19 protein-coding genes are annotated in these 19,745 nt (G+C 69.9%); 12 read left to right on the forward strand and 7 right to left on the reverse strand.

The features are described 5' to 3' along the window. Positions 1 to 28: 28 nt before the first annotated feature. On the reverse strand, positions 29 to 517 hold the full coding sequence (locus tag AC1DWR_RS13970) for a DUF4870 domain-containing protein (RefSeq protein WP_477612542.1): 489 nt from the start codon (positions 515 to 517) through the stop codon (positions 29 to 31). Between the two features lie 186 nt (positions 518 to 703). Further along, positions 704 to 1,588 carry a DUF3097 domain-containing protein gene (locus AC1DWR_RS13975; protein WP_477612543.1) on the reverse strand — a complete coding sequence of 295 codons (885 nt, stop codon included), beginning with the start codon at positions 1,586 to 1,588 and terminating at the stop codon, positions 704 to 706. A 148-nt stretch (positions 1,589 to 1,736) separates the two neighbouring features. On the opposite strand from AC1DWR_RS13975, the gene hrcA reads away from it, so the two are divergent. The 3 genes from hrcA to AC1DWR_RS13990 are packed head-to-tail and all read left to right on the forward strand — an operon-like array spanning position 1,737 to position 4,707. Then, positions 1,737 to 2,768: a heat-inducible transcriptional repressor HrcA gene (hrcA, locus tag AC1DWR_RS13980; protein WP_477612544.1), complete on the forward strand. Its 1,032-nt coding sequence runs from the start codon at positions 1,737 to 1,739 to the stop codon at positions 2,766 to 2,768. Between the two features lie 55 nt (positions 2,769 to 2,823). After that, positions 2,824 to 3,948, forward strand: coding sequence for a molecular chaperone DnaJ (gene dnaJ / locus AC1DWR_RS13985; RefSeq protein WP_477624664.1), 1,125 nt, complete (start codon positions 2,824 to 2,826; stop codon positions 3,946 to 3,948). Between the two features lie 15 nt (positions 3,949 to 3,963). Beyond that, positions 3,964 to 4,707: a 16S rRNA (uracil(1498)-N(3))-methyltransferase gene (locus AC1DWR_RS13990; RefSeq protein WP_477612546.1), complete on the forward strand. Its 744-nt coding sequence runs from the start codon at positions 3,964 to 3,966 to the stop codon at positions 4,705 to 4,707. A gap of 5 nt (positions 4,708 to 4,712) precedes the next feature. Here AC1DWR_RS13990 and AC1DWR_RS13995 read toward each other — a convergent pair whose 3' ends face one another. Continuing rightward, a complete protein-coding gene (locus AC1DWR_RS13995) occupies positions 4,713 to 5,855 on the reverse strand; it encodes a Gmad2 immunoglobulin-like domain-containing protein (RefSeq protein ID WP_477624665.1) in 1,143 nt (380 codons plus the stop codon). Continuing rightward, positions 5,852 to 6,400, reverse strand: a complete 549-nt coding sequence (locus AC1DWR_RS14000; protein ID WP_477612548.1) for a SigE family RNA polymerase sigma factor — start codon at positions 6,398 to 6,400, stop codon at positions 5,852 to 5,854. The genes AC1DWR_RS13995 and AC1DWR_RS14000 overlap by 4 nt, the downstream gene beginning before the upstream one ends. 151 nt (positions 6,401 to 6,551) lie before the next feature. Between AC1DWR_RS14000 and AC1DWR_RS14005 the strand changes: the two genes are divergently transcribed. The 7 genes from AC1DWR_RS14005 (at position 6,552) to AC1DWR_RS14035 (ending at position 13,945) form a co-directional block, all read left to right on the forward strand. Continuing rightward, positions 6,552 to 6,923 (forward strand): histidine triad nucleotide-binding protein, encoded by a 372-nt coding sequence (locus AC1DWR_RS14005; RefSeq protein ID WP_477624666.1) that lies wholly within the window; start codon positions 6,552 to 6,554, stop codon positions 6,921 to 6,923. A gap of 81 nt (positions 6,924 to 7,004) precedes the next feature. Then, the gene (locus tag AC1DWR_RS14010; protein ID WP_477612550.1) at positions 7,005 to 8,054 is read left to right on the forward strand and encodes a PhoH family protein; all 1,050 of its coding nucleotides are present in this window, start codon (positions 7,005 to 7,007) and stop codon (positions 8,052 to 8,054) included. Beyond that, positions 8,032 to 8,499: an rRNA maturation RNase YbeY gene (gene ybeY / locus AC1DWR_RS14015; RefSeq protein ID WP_477612551.1), complete on the forward strand. Its 468-nt coding sequence runs from the start codon at positions 8,032 to 8,034 to the stop codon at positions 8,497 to 8,499. Before AC1DWR_RS14010 ends, ybeY begins: the two co-directional genes overlap by 23 nt. A 10-nt stretch (positions 8,500 to 8,509) precedes the next feature. Beyond that, positions 8,510 to 9,832 carry a hemolysin family protein gene (locus AC1DWR_RS14020; RefSeq protein ID WP_477612552.1) on the forward strand — a complete coding sequence of 441 codons (1,323 nt, stop codon included), beginning with the start codon at positions 8,510 to 8,512 and terminating at the stop codon, positions 9,830 to 9,832. Then, a complete protein-coding gene (era, locus tag AC1DWR_RS14025; protein WP_477624667.1) occupies positions 9,829 to 10,812 on the forward strand; it encodes a GTPase Era in 984 nt (327 codons plus the stop codon). Before AC1DWR_RS14020 ends, era begins: the two co-directional genes overlap by 4 nt. 317 nt (positions 10,813 to 11,129) lie before the next feature. After that, positions 11,130 to 12,866 carry a BCCT family transporter gene (locus AC1DWR_RS14030; RefSeq protein WP_477624736.1) on the forward strand — a complete coding sequence of 579 codons (1,737 nt, stop codon included), beginning with the start codon at positions 11,130 to 11,132 and terminating at the stop codon, positions 12,864 to 12,866. 44 nt (positions 12,867 to 12,910) lie between these two features. Then, on the forward strand, positions 12,911 to 13,945 hold the full coding sequence (locus tag AC1DWR_RS14035; RefSeq protein ID WP_477612554.1) for an aspartate-semialdehyde dehydrogenase: 1,035 nt from the start codon (positions 12,911 to 12,913) through the stop codon (positions 13,943 to 13,945). A gap of 72 nt (positions 13,946 to 14,017) precedes the next feature. Here AC1DWR_RS14035 and AC1DWR_RS14040 read toward each other — a convergent pair whose 3' ends face one another. From AC1DWR_RS14040 to AC1DWR_RS14050, 3 genes are all read right to left on the reverse strand, one after another. Beyond that, positions 14,018 to 16,009 carry an acyl-CoA dehydrogenase family protein gene (locus AC1DWR_RS14040; RefSeq protein WP_477624668.1) on the reverse strand — a complete coding sequence of 664 codons (1,992 nt, stop codon included), beginning with the start codon at positions 16,007 to 16,009 and terminating at the stop codon, positions 14,018 to 14,020. Between the two features lie 141 nt (positions 16,010 to 16,150). Beyond that, entirely contained in the window at positions 16,151 to 16,795 is a 645-nt protein-coding gene (locus AC1DWR_RS14045) for a GNAT family N-acetyltransferase (protein WP_477624669.1), read from the reverse strand. A gap of 5 nt (positions 16,796 to 16,800) precedes the next feature. Next, positions 16,801 to 17,697, reverse strand: a complete 897-nt coding sequence (locus tag AC1DWR_RS14050) for a GNAT family N-acetyltransferase (RefSeq protein ID WP_477624670.1) — start codon at positions 17,695 to 17,697, stop codon at positions 16,801 to 16,803. A 121-nt stretch (positions 17,698 to 17,818) separates the two neighbouring features. On the opposite strand from AC1DWR_RS14050, the gene AC1DWR_RS14055 reads away from it, so the two are divergent. Further along, a complete protein-coding gene (locus AC1DWR_RS14055) occupies positions 17,819 to 18,430 on the forward strand; it encodes a helix-turn-helix domain-containing protein (RefSeq protein WP_477624671.1) in 612 nt (203 codons plus the stop codon). Then, positions 18,427 to 19,713 (forward strand): MFS transporter, encoded by a 1,287-nt coding sequence (locus AC1DWR_RS14060; protein WP_477612559.1) that lies wholly within the window; start codon positions 18,427 to 18,429, stop codon positions 19,711 to 19,713. Before AC1DWR_RS14055 ends, AC1DWR_RS14060 begins: the two co-directional genes overlap by 4 nt. The last annotated feature ends 32 nt before the right edge of the window (positions 19,714 to 19,745 follow it).

Below are 19,745 nucleotides of genomic sequence, written 5' to 3' on the forward strand. Positions count from 1 at the left end.
TCCTGGGACTGCGCGGACCGCTATTCGGTCACCTCACCAGCTCGGGCGTGAGGGGGTAGCGGTACCACTCGCCGTGGTTGGCCTTGACCGCGGCGATGATCGAGAAGACCACCCAGGCGATGCCCGTGGCGATGAAGAAGGGGATCCCGATCAGCACGAACGAGAGGAGCCCGAAGACCCACAGCGCGATCGTGATGACGATCTGGAAGTTGAGCGCCTGCGCGGCGTGGAACCGGATGAACGGCCCGCGGTCCTTGAACACGAGGAAGACGATGAGCGGGCCGAGGAACGGGAAGCCCACCATGGCCGCGACGAACGGGGCGATGTGGACGAGGGTCGCCCAGGTCTTCTCGTCCTGGGGCGACATCGGCCGGGGAGCCACGCCGTAGGCCGCCGGCGGGGGCTGGGTCGGCGGCCGGTCCTGTGGCTGGTCCTGTGGCTGGTGCGGCGTCGGCTGGTAGCCGGGGGGCGCCTGTGGGGGCACCTGCGACTGCGGCTGCTCTGGTTGGTCGGTCATGGGTCTCTCCGTGGTGAGGGTCTGCGTGGTGTCTGCACCCAGTGAAACGCACGACGACCTCCGAAAGTCCACCTTTCGGGGTGTAGACAGGGGAGGTTCAGGGACAGGTCAGGGTCGACCCCGAGGAAGGGTCGCCGAGGACGTCAGTGTCCCGGCTCGCTCACCCTGTGACATCTCGTGACTCCGTCACCCTGTGACATCTCGTGACTCCGTCACGAAGTCGATGAGCTCCTCGACGCTGGCCAGCAGGGTCGGCTCGAGGTCGGCGTAGGAGCGCACGGTCCCGAGGATCTGCTTCCACGCCCGCGCGATGTCGGCCTGGTCGTGGTGCGCCCAGCCCAGGTGCGCGCAGATGCCGTGCTTCCAGGACTGGCCACGGGGGATGACGGGCCACTGCGACAGCCCGAGCCGCTCCGGGCGCACGCTCTGCCACACGTCGACGTACGGGTGCCCCAGCACACGCACGTGCGCGGCATACGGTCCCCGCGCGGCGTCCTGCACCACCCGGTGCTCCTTGGTGCCCGGCAGCAGGTGGTCGACGAGGACTCCCATCCGGCGGCCGGGGCCGGGTTGGAAGTCCGCGATCGCCGCGACCAGGTCGTCCACGCCGTCGAGCAGCTCCACGACGACGCCCTCGACCCGCAGGTCGGCGCCCCAGACCTTCTCGACCAGCTCGGCGTCGTGCCGGCCCTCGACGAAGATCCGCGAGCCGCTGGCCACCCGGGCGGTCGCTCCGTGGACGGCCCGTGAGCCGGAGGCGGTGCGCGAGGCGAGGGCGCGTGCGTCGGCCAGCAGGGCACGGGCCGCGGCAGTGGGCGGCGTCAGGATGACGGGGGAGCCGTCGAGCAGGAAACCCGGACCCATCGGGAAACCCTTCGTGCGGCCACGTCGGTCCTCGAGGTGCACGACGCGCATCCCGCCGGCCTTCTCGACCCGGACCACCGCACCGCACCAGCCGGTCTCGACGTCCTCGACGACCAGGCCGGTCTCGGCCTCCACCTCGCGGGAACGGCCCCGCGGGGGGACCTTCCAGTCACCGGACAGGACATCGGAGCCATAGCGGTCGGACACCGACGCAGGGTATGCCGCCCCGGGGCCTTGGCTGCGCGGGCGCGCCGCCCGTGCGGTCAGGACACGGGAACAACGTAGACTTGGCACTCGCTGAGCCTGAGTGCCAGCCTGTCCGTAGCGGGGCCAGATCGGTCGAAGGAGGTGCCTGATGAGTGAAGAACGTCGACTCGCAGTGTTGCGCGCGATCGTGCAGGACTACGTCCAGACCTCTGAGCCGGTGGGTTCCAAGGCCCTGCTGGACCGGCACCAGCTGGGGGTCTCGGCCGCGACCGTGCGCAACGACATGGCGGCGCTGGAGGAAGAGGGCCTGATCGCGGCTCCGCACACCAGCGCCGGGCGGGTGCCGACCGACGCCGGCTACCGCCTGTTCGTCGACCGGTTGAGCTCGGTCAAGCCCATGACGGCGGCCGAGCGGGCCGCCATCGCCCAGTTCCTCGAGGGCGCCGTCGACCTCGACGACGTGGTGGACCGGACGGTCCGACTGCTTGCCTCACTGACGCGGCAGGTCGCCGTCATGCAGTACCCGTCGCTGACCCGGTCGACAGTGCGGCACATCGAGTTCGTCGCGATGGGCCCGACCCGCCTGATGGTCGTGCTCATCGTCAACACCGGCCGCGTCGAGCAACGCATCATCGAGACGAGCCACGACCTGTCCAGCAAGGACGGCGAGGCGACCCTCGGGCTCGTCCGGGTCAAGGTCAACGCGCGCGCCGTCGGGCAGCGGCTGGTCGACGCCGCGGCGTCCCTGGCCAGCCTCGCCGACGAGTTCGAGCCGGGCGACCGTGACCTGGTGCGGGCCGTCGTGCGGTCCCTCGACGACGCCCTCGTCGAGGAGCGCGAGGAGCGTGTCGTCCTCGCGGGTACGGCGAACCTCGCGCGCGTCGGCACAGACTTCCCGCTCAGCATCGGCCCGGTCCTCGAGGCCCTCGAACAGCACGTCGTGCTGCTCAAGCTGCTGGGCACCGCGCGCGAGACCTCCGACACGGTCTCGGTGCGCATCGGCCACGAGAACCCGTTCGCCGGGCTCCAGTCGACCTCGGTCGTCTCGACCGAGTACGGCTCGGGCTCAGAGCTCGTCGCCGGTCTCGGCGTCCTCGGCCCCACCCGGATGGACTACCCCACGACGATGGCGTCGGTGCGGGCCGTGGCGACCTACGTCTCCCGAATCCTCGCGCAGTGACGCGCGTCCGACCTCGTACCACCGACCGTCACCCCGGTGACACCAAGGACATTCGTTGAACGACTACTACCAGGACCTGGGTGTGTCCCGGGACGCCAGCCCCGACGACATCAAGCGCGCCTACCGCAAGAAGGCCCGCACGCTGCACCCGGACGTCAACCCGAGCCCGGAGGCGGAGGAGCAGTTCAAGAAGGTGTCGCAGGCCTATGACGTGCTCTCCGACGCCGACAAGCGCCGGTCCTACGACATGGGGTCGGACCCCTATGCCGGCGGCGCTGCCGGGTTCGGGCAGGGGTTCTCCTTCAGCGACATCATGGACGCCTTCTTCGGCGCCGGGGCAGGTCAGGCACAGCGGGGTCCGCTGTCGCGGCAGCGACGTGGCCAGGACGCCCTCATCCGGCTCGACATCGACCTCGGCGACGCCGTGTTCGGTGCCGAGAAGGAGCTCGCCATCGAGACGGCCGTGGTCTGCTCCACCTGTCACGGTGACGGTGCCCAGCCGGGCACCGCTCGCCGCACGTGTGACGTGTGCGGCGGTCGCGGTGAGATCCAGCAGGTCCAGCGCTCCTTCCTCGGCCAGGTGATGACGACCCGTCCCTGCGTCACCTGCCAGGGCTACGGCGAGGTGCTCGTCAGCCCGTGCTTCGAGTGCTCCGGTGACGGCCGGGTCCGCACCCGCCGAACCCTCAAGATCAAGGTGCCTGCCGGAGTGGACACCGGCACCCGCATCCAGCTCGCAGGCGAGGGTGAGGTCGGCCAGGGCGGGGGCCCCGCCGGCGACCTCTACGTCGAGGTGGCGGTGCGCCCCCACCAGACCTTCCAGCGGCGTGGGGACGACCTGCACTGCACCGTCGAGCTGCCCATGACCGCCGCCGCTCTCGGCACCACCGTCAAGCTCGACACGTTCGACGGCAGCAACGAGCTCGAGATCAAGGCCGGCACGCAGCCCGGCGACGCCATGACGCTGCGTGGCCTCGGGGTCACGCACCTGCGCGGCACCGGCCGCGGCGACCTCATCATCCACGCCAACGTGCAGACCCCGACCCGCTTGGACGAGCAGCAGGAGGAGCTCCTTCGCCAGCTGGCCACGCTACGCGGTGAGGAGCACCCGGCAGGGCGGTTGTCCCCGGCCCACCCTGGGCTGTTCGGCAAGCTCCGCGACGCCTTCAAGGCCAAGTAGCCAGGTCCGCCCGACGTGACCCTGCCGCTGTTCCTCGTCGAACCAGCCGTCCTCGCCGAGGCTGCCGCGGGCACGCGCGTGGTCCTCGATGGTCCCGAGGGCCGGCACGCAGCCACCGTCCGCCGGATCGCCCCCGGAGAGCGGGTGATGCTTGCCGACGGCGCCGGCCTGCGCGTCACCTGCACGGTCGAGGCGGCCGGCAAGGCAGAGCTCGAGCTGGTCGTCCTGGAGGTGTGCCGCGAGCCGGAGGTCGTGCCCCGGTTCGTCCTCGTGCAGGCCCTGGCGAAGGGCGACCGTGACGACCAGGCCATCGAGGCGGCGACCGAGTTCGGGGTCGACGAGGTGGTCCCCTGGCAGGCGTCGCGCAGCATCGTCCAGTGGCGTGGTGAGCGTGGCGACAAGGCCCGCCGCAAGTGGGAGTCGACCGTCACCGCGGCGGCCAAGCAGTCCCGCCGCGCGCGAGTGCCGGTCGTCGCAGAGCTGGTCACGACCAAGACCCTGGCGGCGCGCATCGCCGGCGCCGCGGCGGCATACGTGCTGCACGAGGACGCGACACAGAGCCTTGCGGCGCAGGCGCTCCCGACCGACGGCGACGTCCTCGTCATCGTGGGCCCGGAAGGCGGGATCACTGCTGAAGAGGTTGGTGCCTTCGAGGCAGCAGGAGCGCTGACCGTCCGCCTCGGCGACACCGTGCTGCGGTCCTCGAGCGCCGGGCCTGCCGCGCTCGCGGTGCTGAGCGCGGCCGGCCGCTGGCGCTGAGGACGCTAGCGGACCGAGAAGGACACGACCTTCTCTGCCGCCAGCTTGTTGCCACCCTCCATGCTCGGCTCGAAGACCCGGATCGAGTAGTCCCCGGCGCTGAGCTTGCCGAGGTCGATGGAGTAGGTGCCCTGCATCGGGGCTCCGATGGAGGCCGTGGTGTGCCCGGCCTTGACCTTGGTGCTGCCGCGCCTGAGCTCGTAGGTGACGTTGGCCTCGAACACGATCGCCAGGCCCTCCACGACCACCGGCTTGGCTGCCGAAAGCACCTGGTCGCGGCCGGGCGTGGTGACCCAGATGGGAGCGACGTCCTCATAGAGCCGGTCGGACGGCGGCCTGGTGAAGGTCTGGGCGGTGGAGATCGACCCGAACAGCGTGGTCGAACCGTCGGCGACCTCGAACCGCACGGGGAAGGTCTGCTGGATCGCGGCCTGCGCGGTCCACACGAGCTCCTGAACGGCGAGCCGCTTGTTCTCGTCACCGACGACGGCGTCCTTGGAGCCGCCGTTGGCCAGGTGGACCGTGATCAGCCTGTCGGTGACGGTCACGTCGCCGATGGTCTGGCCCGACCACGGCTGGAGGTAGCCGTCGGTGTTGCTGTAGGGCTGGGCGTTGATGGCCAGCACGAGCGCGGCCTTGGCCCGCTCCGCCGGGGTCGCACTCGTCGGGAGCTCGCTGCGGATGAAGTCCCGGAACAGCCGGTAGGTGGGCTTGTCGTCCCCGATCGGCCCGACGAAGTAGACGGGCAGTGACACCGACTGCGTCGCGGCCGGGCCACTGGTCGACGGCGACGAGGAGGGCGACGTCGTGGGACTCGTGCTGGCGGACCCGGTCGCGGACTGCGACGGCCCGGAGGTCTGCGGGGGCGTGATCGTGGGCCCGTCGTCCTGGGCGGACCACCACACGCCGCCGATGATCGCCGCCACGGCCGCAGCGGCCGCCAGCGGCATCATCCAGCGCCGGGTGCCCGTGCCACCGGCACCGGTCAGCGGGCCCGCCTCGTGGGCCTCGTGCAGGATCGTGTCCAGGCGGTTCGACGGGTGCACCTGCTGGACGTCCTGGGCCAGGGCCTGGCGCAGTCGCCGCTCGACCTGGTCGAACTCTCCCGGCTCGTAGTCGGGGTGCAGGAAGTCGATGCGATCGCTCATGACGCTGCCTCCATCCGGTCGCGCAGCGTGGCGAGCCCGCGGTGGGCATGGGCCTTGACCGAGCCCGCGGAGATGCCGAGGGCGTCGGCGATCTCGGCCTCGCTCAGGTCGAGGTAGTAGCGCATCGTCAGGACCTCTCTCTGGCGCTGGGGCAGTCGCCCCAGCGCGCTGATCATCGAACTGGTGCTCTCGGACTGGAGGGCGCGGTCTTCGGCGCTCGCCTCGGTGTGCCGTGTGTAGGCCGTGGGCTCACCCTGCTCGCGCGCGACGTAGCGCTCCTCGACCCCGCGGTGTCGCAGGCCCGAGCGCGCTCCGTTGACGACGGACCGACGCAGGTAGGCAGACGCCGCCTGGTGGTCGCGGATCGTGTCCCACCGTCGGTGCACGGCGATGAACGCGTCCTGGACGACCTCCTCGGCCGCGAGGTCGTCGCGCAGCAAGAGCCACGCCAGCCGGACCAGCCCGGTCCAGTGCGCGGCATACAGCTCGGCGATGGCCTCGTCGGCCGCCGGCCGGACCTCGCCACGGTGGTCATGCTCTGCCACGCTCAACAGTCTCACGACCTGATGACGCGCAGCCCTGTCAACCGGTTGACGCGCCGGGCGCAGGTTTCTCACCCAGGTGGAGCGACCTTCACGCGGGCGCCTGCAGGTTTGCTTCCGATTGGAGGGATACCTGCATGGGTAGGCTCGATTCATGGAGACTTCGGCGACGCGGCACACCGACCCCGACTGCCTGTTCTGCAAGCTGGTGGCGGGGGACATCCCGGCCACCGTGGTCTACGAGGACCACGCGACCTTCGCGTTCCGCGACCTCGAACCCCAGGCTCCGACCCATGTCCTGGTGGTTCCGCGCCACCACGTGCCCGATGTCGCAGCGCTCGCGCAGGAGGCCCCCGACGACGTCACGGCCCTGATCCGCGCCGTGGCTGCCGTCGCCGCGCAGGAGGGCATCGCCGACCGTGGCTACCGCTCGGTCTTCAACACGGGCGCGGAGGCACATCAGACCGTGTTCCACGCCCACGTCCACGTGCTCGGCGGCCGGTCCATGACGTGGCCACCCGGCTGAGCGGCACCGTAGACTGGTCGGACCATGCCAGATCCTGATCATCCGACCACGCTGGGGGGCGCGCCCGAGGGTGCCCTTCCGATGCCCACCCACACCGTCGAGATTCCTGCCCAGGTGCAGATGGTGACCCTCCTCGGTCCGCGCGACGAGCTGCTCCGCACCATGGAGCGGGCCTTTCCGCAGCTGCAGATCCACGTCAGGGGCAACGAGTTCCACCTGTCCGGACCGAGTGCCGAGGTCGCGCTCGCCGAGCGCACCATCGACGAGCTGCTCCTGGTCATCGACGGCGGTCAGCCGCTCAACCGCGACGCCGTCGAACGCTCCATCAGCATGCTGCGTGCCCAGACGACGGAGCGGCCCGCCGACGTGCTGACGATGAACATCGTGAGCAACCGCGGCCGCACCATCCGGCCCAAGACGCTGAACCAGAAGCACTACGTCGACGCGATCGACGAGCACACCATCGTCTTCGGCATCGGCCCGGCGGGCACGGGCAAGACCTACCTCGCGATGGCCAAGGCTGTCGCCGCGCTCCAGGCCAAGCAGGTCAACCGGATCATCCTGACCCGGCCAGCAGTGGAGGCGGGCGAGCGGCTGGGCTTCCTGCCCGGCACGCTCAACGACAAGATCGACCCCTACCTGCGGCCGCTCTACGACGCGCTCCACGACATGGTCGACCCCGAGTCGATCCCGCGGCTGATGGCTGCCGGCACCATCGAGGTCGCGCCGCTGGCCTACATGCGTGGGCGTTCCCTCAACGACGCGTTCATCATCCTGGACGAGGCCCAGAACACCTCACCCGAGCAGATGAAGATGTTCCTGACGCGCCTCGGCTTCGGGTCCAAGATGGTCGTGACCGGTGACGTGACCCAGATCGACCTCCCCGAGGGCACCCGGTCGGGGCTGCGGGTGGTCCGGGACATCCTCGGTGACGTCGAGGACATCCACTTCTCCCTGCTCACCGCCCAGGACGTCGTCCGGCACCGCCTGGTGGGCGCCATCGTCGACGCCTACGGCCGCTGGGACGATCAGGGCCAGCCCGTGCAGGGCGAGCGCCTCCGAGGACAGAACGGGCAGGGCGAGCAGCACGGTCAGGGAGGGCGAGGGCGTGAGCGTCGACGTTCTCAATGAGACCGACTTCGAGCTCGACGAGCTCGAGCTGGTGGCGCTGAGCCGCTACGTCATGGGGGAGATGCGGGTCCATCCGGGCGCCGACCTGTGCCTGCGACTGGTGGACGAGGCCGCGATGGAGGTGCTCCACGTCCAGTGGATGGACCTGCCCGGCCCGACTGACGTGATGAGCTTCCCGATGGACGAGCTGCGGCCGGCCCGGGAGGGCGACGAGCCCGAGGAAGGCGTCCTCGGCGACATCGTCCTCTGCCCGTCGGTCGCGGCCAAGCAGGCCGCCGACGCGGGACATGCGACCGAGGAGGAGCTCCTGCTGCTGACCACGCACGGGATCCTGCACCTGCTCGGGTACGACCACGCGGAACCCGAGGAGGAGCGCGAGATGTTCGAGCTCCAGCGGCAGCTGCTGCTCACCTTCCTCGCGGGCCGCGGGCGGCCCGCCACCTGATGGGGCGCCGATGACCGCCCTCGTCTTCGCGGCCCTGCTCAGCATCGCTGCAGCCTTCCTCCTCTCAGCGGCCGAGGCGGCCCTGTGGCGGATGTCCCGGGTGCGGGCCCAGGAGTTGCTCGAGGAGAAGCGCACCGGCGCGGTGGCCCTGTCGCGCATCGTCGCCGACAGCGCGGCATACCTGTCCGTGACCGCGTTCCTGCGCATCGTGGCGGAGTCGACCACCGCCGTCCTGATCACGCTCGGGACCATCGACCTGGTCGACGGGTTCTGGCGCAGGCTGCTCATCGCCATCGGGATGATGGCCCTCGTGTCCTTCGTCGTGGTGGGGGTCTCACCGCGCACCCTCGGGCGTCAACACTCGGATTCCGTTGCCCTGCTTGCCTCCCCGATCATCGTGGGGCTGCGCACCTTCCTCGGGCCGGTGGCGAGGGTGCTGGTCGCCCTCGGCAACGCCGTGACACCGGGGCGCGGCTACCGCGACGGCCCGTTCCAGAGCGAGTCCGAGCTGCGCGACCTCGTCGACCTGGCGGGTGAGAGCTCGGTCATCGAAGCCGGAGAGCGCGAGATGATCCACTCCGTCTTCGAGCTCGGTGACACCGTGGCGCGCGAGGTGATGGTGCCTCGCACCGACATGGTGACCATCGACGGCGAGAAGACGCTGCGCTCGGCGATGTCGCTGTTCCTGAGGTCCGGGTTCTCCCGCATCCCCGTGGTGGGCGACGGTTCCGACGACGTCCTCGGGCTGCTCTACTTCAAGGACGTCGTCCGCCGGGTCAACGCCGACCACGAGTCGGGCACCCTGCCGGTCACCGCGCAGATGCGACCCATGCACTACGTCCCCGAGAGCAAGCCGGTCGACGACCTCCTGCGCGAGATGCAGCGCGACCAGAGCCACTTCGCGCTCGTCGTCGACGAGTACGGCGGCACGGCCGGCCTCGTGACGATCGAGGACATCATCGAGGAGATCGTGGGCGAGATCGCCGACGAGTACGACCGCGAGGCACCCGGGGTCGAGGACCTCGGCGACGGCACCTTCCGCGTCCCCGCCACCATGGACATCGACGACCTCGCGGACCTCTTCGGCGTCGACATCGAGGAGGACGAGGTCGACACCGTCGGAGGCCTCATCGGCAAGTCCATCGGACGGGTCCCGATCGTCGGCTCCCGCTGCGAGGTGGGCGGGCTCGCCCTCACCGCCGAGCGGATGGCCGGTCGTCGGCACCGCATCGCCAGCGTCATCGTGCAGCCCCTGGTCGTCGACGACGAGGCGGACGCCGACGGTGGGCGCGAGCGCACTACGGTGGAACCCGAGCGCGAGGGAGTGTCATGACTGCGAGTGGTTCCGGACCGACCGAGGGTGCTTCACCTTCGATCGCCACGCCATCGAACGCCACGCCATCGGAATACACCGCCGGCTTCGCCTGCCTGGTCGGGCGGCCCAATGCCGGGAAGTCGACGCTGACCAACGCCCTCGTGGGGGAGAAGGTGGCGATCACCTCCTCGAAGCCCCAGACCACCCGGCACACGATCCGAGGGATCGTCTCGACGCCGGCGTCGCAGCTCGTCCTGGTCGACACCCCGGGGCTGCACAAGCCGCGGACCCTGCTGGGGGAGCGGCTCAACGACGTCGTGCGCGAGACCCTGCTCGAGGTCGACGTCATCGGGTTCTGCCTCCCGGCCGACCAGAAGATCGGTCCTGGCGACGGGTTCATCGCCCGCGAGCTCAAGGAGATCCAGCAGGACCGGCGCCGGCCCGTCGTCGCGATCGCGACCAAGATCGACGCGGTCGACCGACAGCGGCTGGCCGAGCACCTCATCGCGATCGACCAGCTGGGGGACTGGGCGGCGATCGTGCCCTGCTCCGCCGTCGACGGTCGCCAGGTCGAGGACGTGGCGCAGGTGCTGTCGAGCTACCTGCCGCCGTCGCCGGGCCCCCTCTACCCCGTGGGACAGCTGACCGACGAACCGGACGTCGTCATGATCGCCGAGCTGGTCCGCGAGGCCGCCCTCGAGGGAGTCCGCGACGAGCTGCCGCACTCGCTGGCCGTGGTCGTCGAGGAGATGTTGCTGCGCCCCGACCGCCCGGAGGACAAGCCGTTGCTCGACATCCGCGTCAACGTCTTCGTCGAACGGTCGTCCCAGAAGGCCATCATCATCGGCCGCGGTGGGTCGCGACTGCGTGAGGTCGGCACCACTGCCCGGATCGGCATCGAGAAGCTGCTGGGCCAGCGGGTCTACCTCGACCTGCACGTCAAGATCGCCAAGGACTGGCAGCGCGACCCCAAGCAGCTCCAGCGCCTCGGCTTCTAGTCGCTCCCGGTTCTGGACCATCCCCTCGACCGCGTGTGGTGAGGCTCACGGCATACCTGGGAACCGTTGCAGGGCAACGGATCTGGCTCAGGCACTTGCCCCGTGTGGTGTCGGCGACTTGAGATCGTTGGTCGTTCTCGACAGGGTTGGCGGTCGGCCGCAATGGTTTTGAACCGCAACTGATACGTCACCGACGAGAACCGAAGGAGCGGCGCCCTCCCCAACGAGGGCGCCTACGCCACGTGGACACGACACTGACCAAGACGGGCCCCGTTGCCCCGGCAGAAGCTGCCGGCGAGCACAACGCCCTCGAGCACCTGCCGGACAACCAGCACCCCGCCCTCGACCCCGTCGTGGTGGAGCACCAGGCCGACGAACCACAGAAGGTCGACACCATCGTCTTCGGTGTCACCGCCGCCATCGCGGTCGCCTTCGTCCTGTGGGGCTTCCTCAGCACCGACACCCTCAGCTCGGCCTCAGGCGCTGGTCTCGGCTGGGTCGTGCACAACATGGGCTGGCTCTTCTCGCTGGTGGCGTCGGGCTTCGTGCTCTTCGTCATCTGGATCGCGGCCAGCAAGTACGGGCGCATCACCCTCGGCCGTGACGACGAGGAGCCCGAGTTCAAGACGGTCTCCTGGATCGCGATGATGTTCTCCGCGGGCATGGGGATCGGCCTGATGTTCTACGGCGTATCCGAGCCGCTCTCGCACTTCGTGACGCCGCCGCCCGGCACCGGGGCGGCCGGCAACCCCGAGGCCGTGCAGAACGCCATGGCCACCACGCTGTTCCACTGGACCCTGCACCCGTGGGCCATCTACGCGGTCGTCGGACTGGCCATCGCCTACGGCGTGTTCCGCAAGGGGCGCTCGCTGCTCATCAGCTCGGCATTCGCACCGCTGCTGGGGGAGAAGCACACCAACGGTCCTGCCGGTCGCGTCATCGACATGCTCGCGATCTTCGCGACGCTGTTCGGCTCGGCCGCCTCGCTCGGCCTCGGCGCGCTCCAGATCGGTTCGGGCTTCCAGATCGTCGCGGGCATCGGCAAGGCGGGCAACATGCTCCTCGTCGCCATCATCGCGGTCCTCACCGTCTGCTTCATCCTGTCGGCCGTCTCCGGCGTCGCGAAGGGCATCCAGTGGCTGTCCAACATCAACATGGTGCTGGCCCTCGGGCTCGCGGTCTTCGTCTTCGTCGTCGGCCCGACCGTCTTCATCCTGGACCTCGTGCCCACGGCCGTGGGCTCCTACTTCCAGGACCTCGCGATGATGTCGGCGCGCACCGACGCCGCCGGCGGTTCCGCCATGAAGGAGTGGCTGTCGGGCTGGACGATCTTCTACTGGGCCTGGTGGGTCAGCTGGACCCCGTTCGTGGGCATGTTCATCGCGCGCATCTCGCGGGGTCGCACCATCCGCCAGTTCGTGACCGGCGTCCTGCTGGTCCCGAGCCTGGTGTCCCTGGTGTGGTTCGCCATCTTCGGTGGCGCCGGCATCGACATGCAGCGTGGTGGCACCGACCTGGCGGGTGCAGGGTCCTCCGAGGGGACGCTGTTCGCGATGCTCTCGCACATGCCCTTGTCGACGATCACCTCGATCGTCGTCATGGCGCTCGTCGCGATCTTCTTCGTCTCCGGTGCGGATGCCGCGTCCATCGTCATGGGCACGCTGTCCGAGCGAGGCACCCTCGCACCCAGCCGCAAGACGGTCATCTTCTGGGGCGCCGCCACTGGTGCGGTCGCCGCGGTCATGCTGCTGGTCGGCGGTGAGGACGCGTTGTCAGGGCTGCAGAACATCACCATCGTGGCAGCGCTGCCGTTCCTCGTCGTGATGATCGGGCTGGCCATCGCGCTGGTCAAGGACCTCAGCAGCGACCCGCTCATCGTCCGCCGCGCGTATGCCGTGGCTGCGATCGAGCAGGCTGTCGTGGCGGGCGTGACCGAGCACGGTGACGACTTCACCCTGACGTTCGAGGAGTCCGCTCCGGGCGAAGGTGTCGGCGATCTCGTGACCGTGGGGTCGACTTCCGACAACGAGCACACAGGTTCTGCCACATCGTGAGCCGCTGAACCGCTGCACGACCGAGCCGACCTATCCTTGGTCCCATGAGAATTGGTGTCTTCGGGGCCACCGGGCAGGTCGGCTCGGTCATGCGCGCACTCCTCGCCGAGCGGGGCTTCCCGGTCGACGAGATCCGCTACTTCGCGTCGGCGCGGTCTGCCGGCACCACGCTGCCGTGGGCCGGCGGCGAGGTCACCGTCGAGGACTCGGCCACGGCCGACTTCTCCGGGATCGACATCGCGCTCTTCTCCAACGGGGGAGCGGCCTCCAAGGAGCTCGCCCCCAAGGTCGCCGCAGCGGGGGCGATCGTGGTCGACAACTCGTCGGCCTGGCGCAAGGACCCGGAGGTCCCGCTGGTCGTGAGCGAGGTCAACGCCGACGACCTCGACACCATCCCCAAGGGCATCGTCGCCAACCCCAACTGCACGACGATGGCCGCGATGCCGGTGCTCAAGCCGCTGCACGACGAGGCAGGTCTGGTTCGCCTCACCGTGGCGTCCTACCAGGCCGTGTCCGGATCCGGTGGCAAGGGCGTCCAGGAGCTCGACGGCCAGCTGCGCGGTGGGTATGCCGCGGGCGCACCTGCCGACCTCGCCCTCGACGGGCGCGCGGTGGAGGTGCCGGCACCGAACGTCTACGCCGTGCCGGTGGGCTTCAACGTCATCCCGCTCGCCGGGTCGATCGTGGACGACGGCTCGCTGGAGACCGACGAGGAGCAGAAGCTCCGCAACGAGTCCCGCAAGATCCTGCACATCCCCGACCTCCTTGTCTCCGGCACCTGCGTGCGCGTGCCGGTCTTCACGGGTCACTCGCTGGCCATCCACGCCGAGTTCGCCGACGACATCACGCCGGAGCGCGCTCTCGAGCTGCTGGCCAAGGCGCCGGGTGTCGTCGTGACGGACGTGCCCAACCCGCTCGAGGCCGCCGGGCGTGACGAGGTCTACGTCGGGCGCGTGCGCGTCGACCAGGCCGCCCCCGCCGGCAAGGGACTGGTGCTGTTCGTCGTCGGCGACAACCTGCGCAAGGGTGCGGCCCTGAACGCCGTCCAGATCGCCGAGGAGCTGCTCAAGCGCCGCTGACCCGCTGTCGAGAGCGCACGACACGCTGACGGACTGCGGGTAAGCCCAGCGTGTCCTGCACTTTCGACGCTGTCAGCGGACGCCGCGCCAGACCGACTCGGTCTCGCTGGCACCCGGTGACCAGGGCGCGATCCACGGCCCAGTGCCCTCGCTCTGGTCGAGTACACCTTCCTCCAGCCAGGTGTAGTCGCCCGCCAGCACGCCCTTGGCCAGACGCGTGTCGGCGTCGTCGGAGTTGGACCACAGGTCCGTGAACAGAGCCTCCACCCGGTGTCGGCTCTGCTGGCAGAACACGTCGGCCAGCTGGTAGGCCGAGCGTCCTCGGGCCTCGTCGTCCACGCGCAACATCTCTGCCCGGCTGCAGGCCGCGGCGATGGCGAACAGCTCGGCGCCGATGTCGACGACCCGGCCCAGGAACACCTGCCGGTACTCCATCCTCGCCTGCCACCGCGACATGCCGTAGAAGGTCTGCCGGGCGAGCTTGCGACTGGACCGCTCGACGAACCGCAGGTGGGTCGCCAACGGTCCGAACTCGGCATACGAGGTGGGGGTTGCGCCCTTGCCGATCACGAGCTGCGGCAGCCACTTCGCGTAGAAGCCGCTGGCGCCCGCGGCTGCACGGGCCTTGTCCTCGAGCGAGGCGTCCTTGTCGGCGAGGGCGCCCGCGGCCTTGAGGTGGGCGTCGACGGCCTCGCGGGCGACGATGAGGTGCATGATCTCGGTCGACCCCTCGAAGATCCGGTTGATCCGCAGGTCGCGCATCATCTGCTCCGCCGGGACGGCGCGTTCGCCACGGGCCCTCAGCGACTCGGCCGTCTCGTAGCCGCGACCGCCTCGCACCTGGACGAGCTCGTCGGCGATCTGCCAAGCCATCTCGCTCGACCACAGCTTGGCCAGCGCCGCCTCGATCCGGATGTCCTTGCTGCCGGCATCGGCGAGCTGGGCCGACAGCTCCAGGACCGACTCGAGGCCGTAGGTGGTCGCGGCGATGAAGGCGATCTTCTCCGCCACGGCCCCGTGCTCGCCGACCGGACGGCCCCACTGGACCCGCTCGGCCGACCACTCGCGCGCGATCTTCAGCGCCCACTTGCCCGCGGCGGCGCACATCGCCGGGATCGACAGGCGTCCGGCATTGAGGGTGGTGAGCGCGATCTTGAGCCCCTCGCCCTCCTTGCCGAGCCGGTTCTCCGCCGGCACGCGCACCTGGTGGAAACGCGTGAGGCCGTTCTCGATGCCCTTGAGCCCCATGAAGGAGTTGCGTCGCTCGACGGTGATCCCTTCGGCGCTGCCCTCGACCACGAAGGCGGTGATGCCGCCCTTCTGTTGGTCGTCACCGTGACCCTCGTGGGCCGGCACCCGGGCCATGACGACGAGCAGCTCAGCGACGACGCCGTTGGTGGTCCACAGCTTCACCCCGTCGAGCAGGTATGCCGTGCCGTCCTCGGTCGGGGTGGCGGTGCTGCCCATCCGGGCCGGGTCCGAGCCGACGTCCGGCTCGGTCAGCAGGAACGCGGAGATGGCGCCTGCGGCGCACCGGGGCAGGAACGCCTGCTTCTGCTCGGGCGTGCCGACCAGCTTGACCGGCTCGGGGACGCCGATGGACTGGTGGGCGGACAGGAGGGCGCCAAGGCTCGGGTGCGCCGAGCCGACCAGCATCAAGGCCTTGCCGTAGGACGACATGGTCAGGCCGAGCCCGCCGTACTCGCGGGGGATCTTCATGCCGAAGGCACCGATGGCGGCGAGCCGGGCGAGGTCGTCGTCGGGGATCTTCGCCTCGCGCTCGATCCGGGCCCTGTCGATGTCGGCGCAGACCTCCCGCAGCCTGATCAGGAACTCCTCGCCGCGTTCCTCGTCCTCGGGGGTGGCACGCGGGTGCGGATGGACGAGGTCGAGGTCGAAGTGGCCGAGGTAGAGGCCCTTGGCGAAGCTGGGGCGGTCCCAGTCCGACTCCCTGGCCGCCTCGGCGACCGCTCGCGACTCCCGCTCGGTGGCCTGCACCACTGGTTGCTGGCTGCTGCCGGCGCCGCTCGTGGTCGGCCGCTCCTGCTCGACGTCACTGCTCATGGCTCGCCTCCTGGGGGCCTCTCACGCTACCCGCGGGTAGCCCTCCGCGCGAGTGCTGAGGCAGGCCCGCGCCAGTCAGCCTGACCGCACGCTGTGACGTGAACCCTCGGCTTCACTCCAGTCCGCACACCGGTGTCGGGCTCACGCGAACATCGACCGCGCTGCGTCCAGGCCGGTGACGTGCACGGGGACTCGGTTGGTGACCGCGGCCCAGCGGTCGCTGGTCAGCCGGAGCCGATCGGACACCACCACCTCGTCGCCGCGGCGGTCGCGCGAGATGCCATCGGGTTGGTAGCCGAGCTTGCGAGACACCCCCTGGGAGGCGTGGTTGTCCTGGAAGACCTCCGTTGTCGCGTCGGTGGCCCCCAGGTGGTCGAAAGCCAGGGTCAAGAGGGCTGTGCGAGCCTCCGTGCCGAAACCCTGCCCGTGAAATCGCAGGCCGAGCCAGGACGACGTGGTGACCTCGCGGTTGACGCGGAAGTCGCGCGCCCTCAACGTCGCGATGCCCATGGTTGTCCCGGCTCGGTCGATGATCGCCATGCCAAGGCTCCAGCTGTCCTGCTCCCAGCAGGACAACCTGTACCAGTGCCCGCTCAGAACGGCTCTCGCTCGTTCTTCAGTGGTGCCTTCCGTCCAGGGCGTGAGGAAGGGGCGTTCGTCCGGACGGTGCACTCCCTCGCCAGCGAGCTCAGCCAAGGCGGTGAGCTCGTCCTCGGACGGGAGGTGCAGGGTGAGCCGGGGAGTGGTCAGGGTCAGGCCGAACGTGGGCCACAGGTCAGCAAGCACGGCACTCAGAGGTCAGTCATCCAGTGGCGCCAGGTCTGGGTGACTTGCATGCCCACGTGCTCGTACAGGCCGAGGGCGCCGGTACGCGAATCGGTGGACAGCTCGCTCACCGTGGCGCCGTGGTCCCTCGCGTGTCCGAAAGCATCCACGAGCAGCGCCCTCGCCAGACCCAGGCCGCGCTGGTCGCGCCGCACCGCGATCGCGTCGACGTAGCCAGTGCTGCCCGCGAGGATCGTGTAGCAGACCCCGACCTCGCTGCCCTGCGGGTTGACGACGAACCGGATCTGCCACGGCTCGAACCCGGGGCGGAGCGGGCCACGGGGCGCCCAGTCCTCGAACGTCGACGGGTCGCGGTCGGGCCACTCGTTGAAGGCGTCCTCGATGAGCTGGAAGGCGACGCGGCCGTCGGCCGGCCCCGCGAACTCCCGAAGGGCGTAGCCCTCGGGCAGTGGCTGTGGCTCGATGGTCCGCTCCGCAGGCACCTGGAGCACCCACGAGGTCCACCCCAGTCGGTAGTCGCGGGCCTTGAGGAACGCCTCAGGGTTGGTGTCGCCGGGCACCGTCTGCCCGACGAGCTTCGAGCCACGAGCTCGGGCACAGTCCTCGAGCCAGTCGGCGAGCCAGGTGCCGATGCCGCGACCCCGGAACTCGGGGTGCACCGAGGCGTCGGCCCGACGCCCCTTGAACACCTCGCCCGAGGCCACGAGCCGGTCACCGTCCCAGATGCCGATGGCTTCCGTGGCGAGGTCGAAGCTGCCGCGGGCCCAGTCGCCCTCGATGTCCTCCACCTCGATGGCGGCCTCACCGACGTCATGGGTCTCCGCGGCGGTGACGATCTCGAAGACGGCGTGCGCGTCCGCAGGGGAGAGGGGGCGGGCCACCAGCCCGACGGGAAGCTCCATGGCGGAATCGTGCCGGGCTGAGGGGACCTGGTGCACCTGTATTTCGGGACGACAGGGCAGGAAGATTGTGAGAGAGTTCTCTCGAAACAACTCTCTCACAATCTCTGGTCAGGGGGCCACGGTGTCCACCAACCCGTACGGCGACGTCGAGCTGACGCCTCGGGGGATGCGCGCGCTCGCCCACCCTGTTCGGCTGGCGATCCTCAGCCGCCTCCAGGTGGACGGCCCGAGCACGGCCACCGCGCTTGCCCCTCAGGTCGGTGCGACCCCGTCGGTGACGAGCTGGCACCTTCGACACCTCGCCGAGCACGGCCTGGTGAAGGATGCGGCAGTCGACTCCGACGGCCGCCAGCGGTGGTGGGAGGCCGTGGGTCGAGGCTTCCGCTTCACTCCCACAAAGGACGACGCCGGGCGCGACGCGGCGACCCTGCTGTCCCGAGTCATGTTCGAGCAGGCCGAGGACCTCCCCGGCCGGTGGGCGAGGGACGTCGAGCCCCTCCTCGAGGACGACTGGCGCCAGTCGGCCGGCCTGTCCAACACGACCTTCGTGGTGACGGTGCAGGAGCTGGCTGACGTGGAGGCCGCGATCGAGCAGCTGCTCGCTCCCTTCGTCCTGCGCAAGGCCGACCGGGAGCCGGTGCCGGACGGGCGCAACGTGCGGATGCTGCGCTACCTGCTTCCCGAAGCGGACCTTCCCGAAGCTGGCCGCACCGAAGCGGAGCGGACCTCGTGAAGGAGACGACGGCAGGCCCAGCGGTCAAGGCCCCACTGTGGCGGGACCGACGGTTCGCCACCTACTGGGCGGGTCAGGGCATCTCGCAGTTCGGCGACCGGATCACCGAGCTGGCGCTGCCACTCATCGCGGTCACGGCCCTGCACGCCACCGCCCCCACGGTCGGCCTGCTGACGGCGGCGGTGTGGACGCCCAACCTGCTGTCGCTGTTCGTCGGCACGTGGGTCGACCACCAGGCGCGCAAGCGCCGGTTACTCATCGTCGCCGACCTCCTGCGCTGTGTCGTGCTGCTGACCCTGCCCGTCGCGCACTTCCTCGGGGTGATCACGATGGGTCAGCTCTTCGCCGTGGCGCTGCTCGCAGGAGCCGGGCAGGTGCTCTACCAGACCTCCTATCCGAGCTTCTTCGTCGGACTGGTGCGGCGTGACCAGTTCGTCGAGGCCAACAGCCTGCTCAGCGGCACCCGGTCGGCGTCGTTCGTGGCGGGTCCAGCGGTGGCTGGTGGCCTCATCCAAGCGGTGACGGCGCCGGTGGCCATGCTGGTCGACGCGGTCACCTTCGCCGTATCGGCGTTGCTGATCGGGAGGGTTCGCGTGCCCGACCTGCCGGTCGACACCTCCAACGAGGCCCGCCTGTTGCGTCGATCCCGCGACGGCATGGGCCTGGTCCTCAAAGATCCGTACCTGCGGGCGTCCCTGGCGTGCGCCACGACCATCAACCTGTTCAACCTGATGGCCGGCGCGCTGCTGATCCTCTTCGCCAGCCGCGAGCTCGGACTCTCGGCCGGGGTGATCGGCCTCGCGCTCGGCACCGGGGCGACGGGAGGACTGCTCGGCACGGTGCTCGCCGGACCGATGGCCCGGCGGATCGGGCTCGGGCGCACGATCGCGTTCGGCGCGGTCGTGTTCTCCGCGCCTTTCGCACTGCTGCCTCTGGCCCACGGTCCGACGTGGTCGAGGGCTGGCGTCCTGGCGCTCGTCGAGTTCATCTCGGCTCTGGGGGTGATGTGCCTCGACATCCCACTCAACGCCCTGATGACGGCGGTGACCCCGGACGGCGTCCGCAGTCGCGTCAGCGGTGCGTTCTCCACGGTGAACTACGGCATCCGCCCGCTCGGCGCAGTCCTCGGCGGGCTGGTCGGGGAGTGGATCGGGCTGGCGCCCACCATGGTGGTCGCAGCGGTCGGTGGCTCCCTGTCGGTGCTGTTCCTGCTGTGGTCTCCGGTCTTCTCGACCGCCTCCATCGAAGAGCTGGACGCGGTCCACGAGGTGAGTGGGGCTTGACGCGAACCACCTCTTGATATGCAATATATCGG

This window comes from Pedococcus sp. P2_E2, from assembly GCF_056403955.1.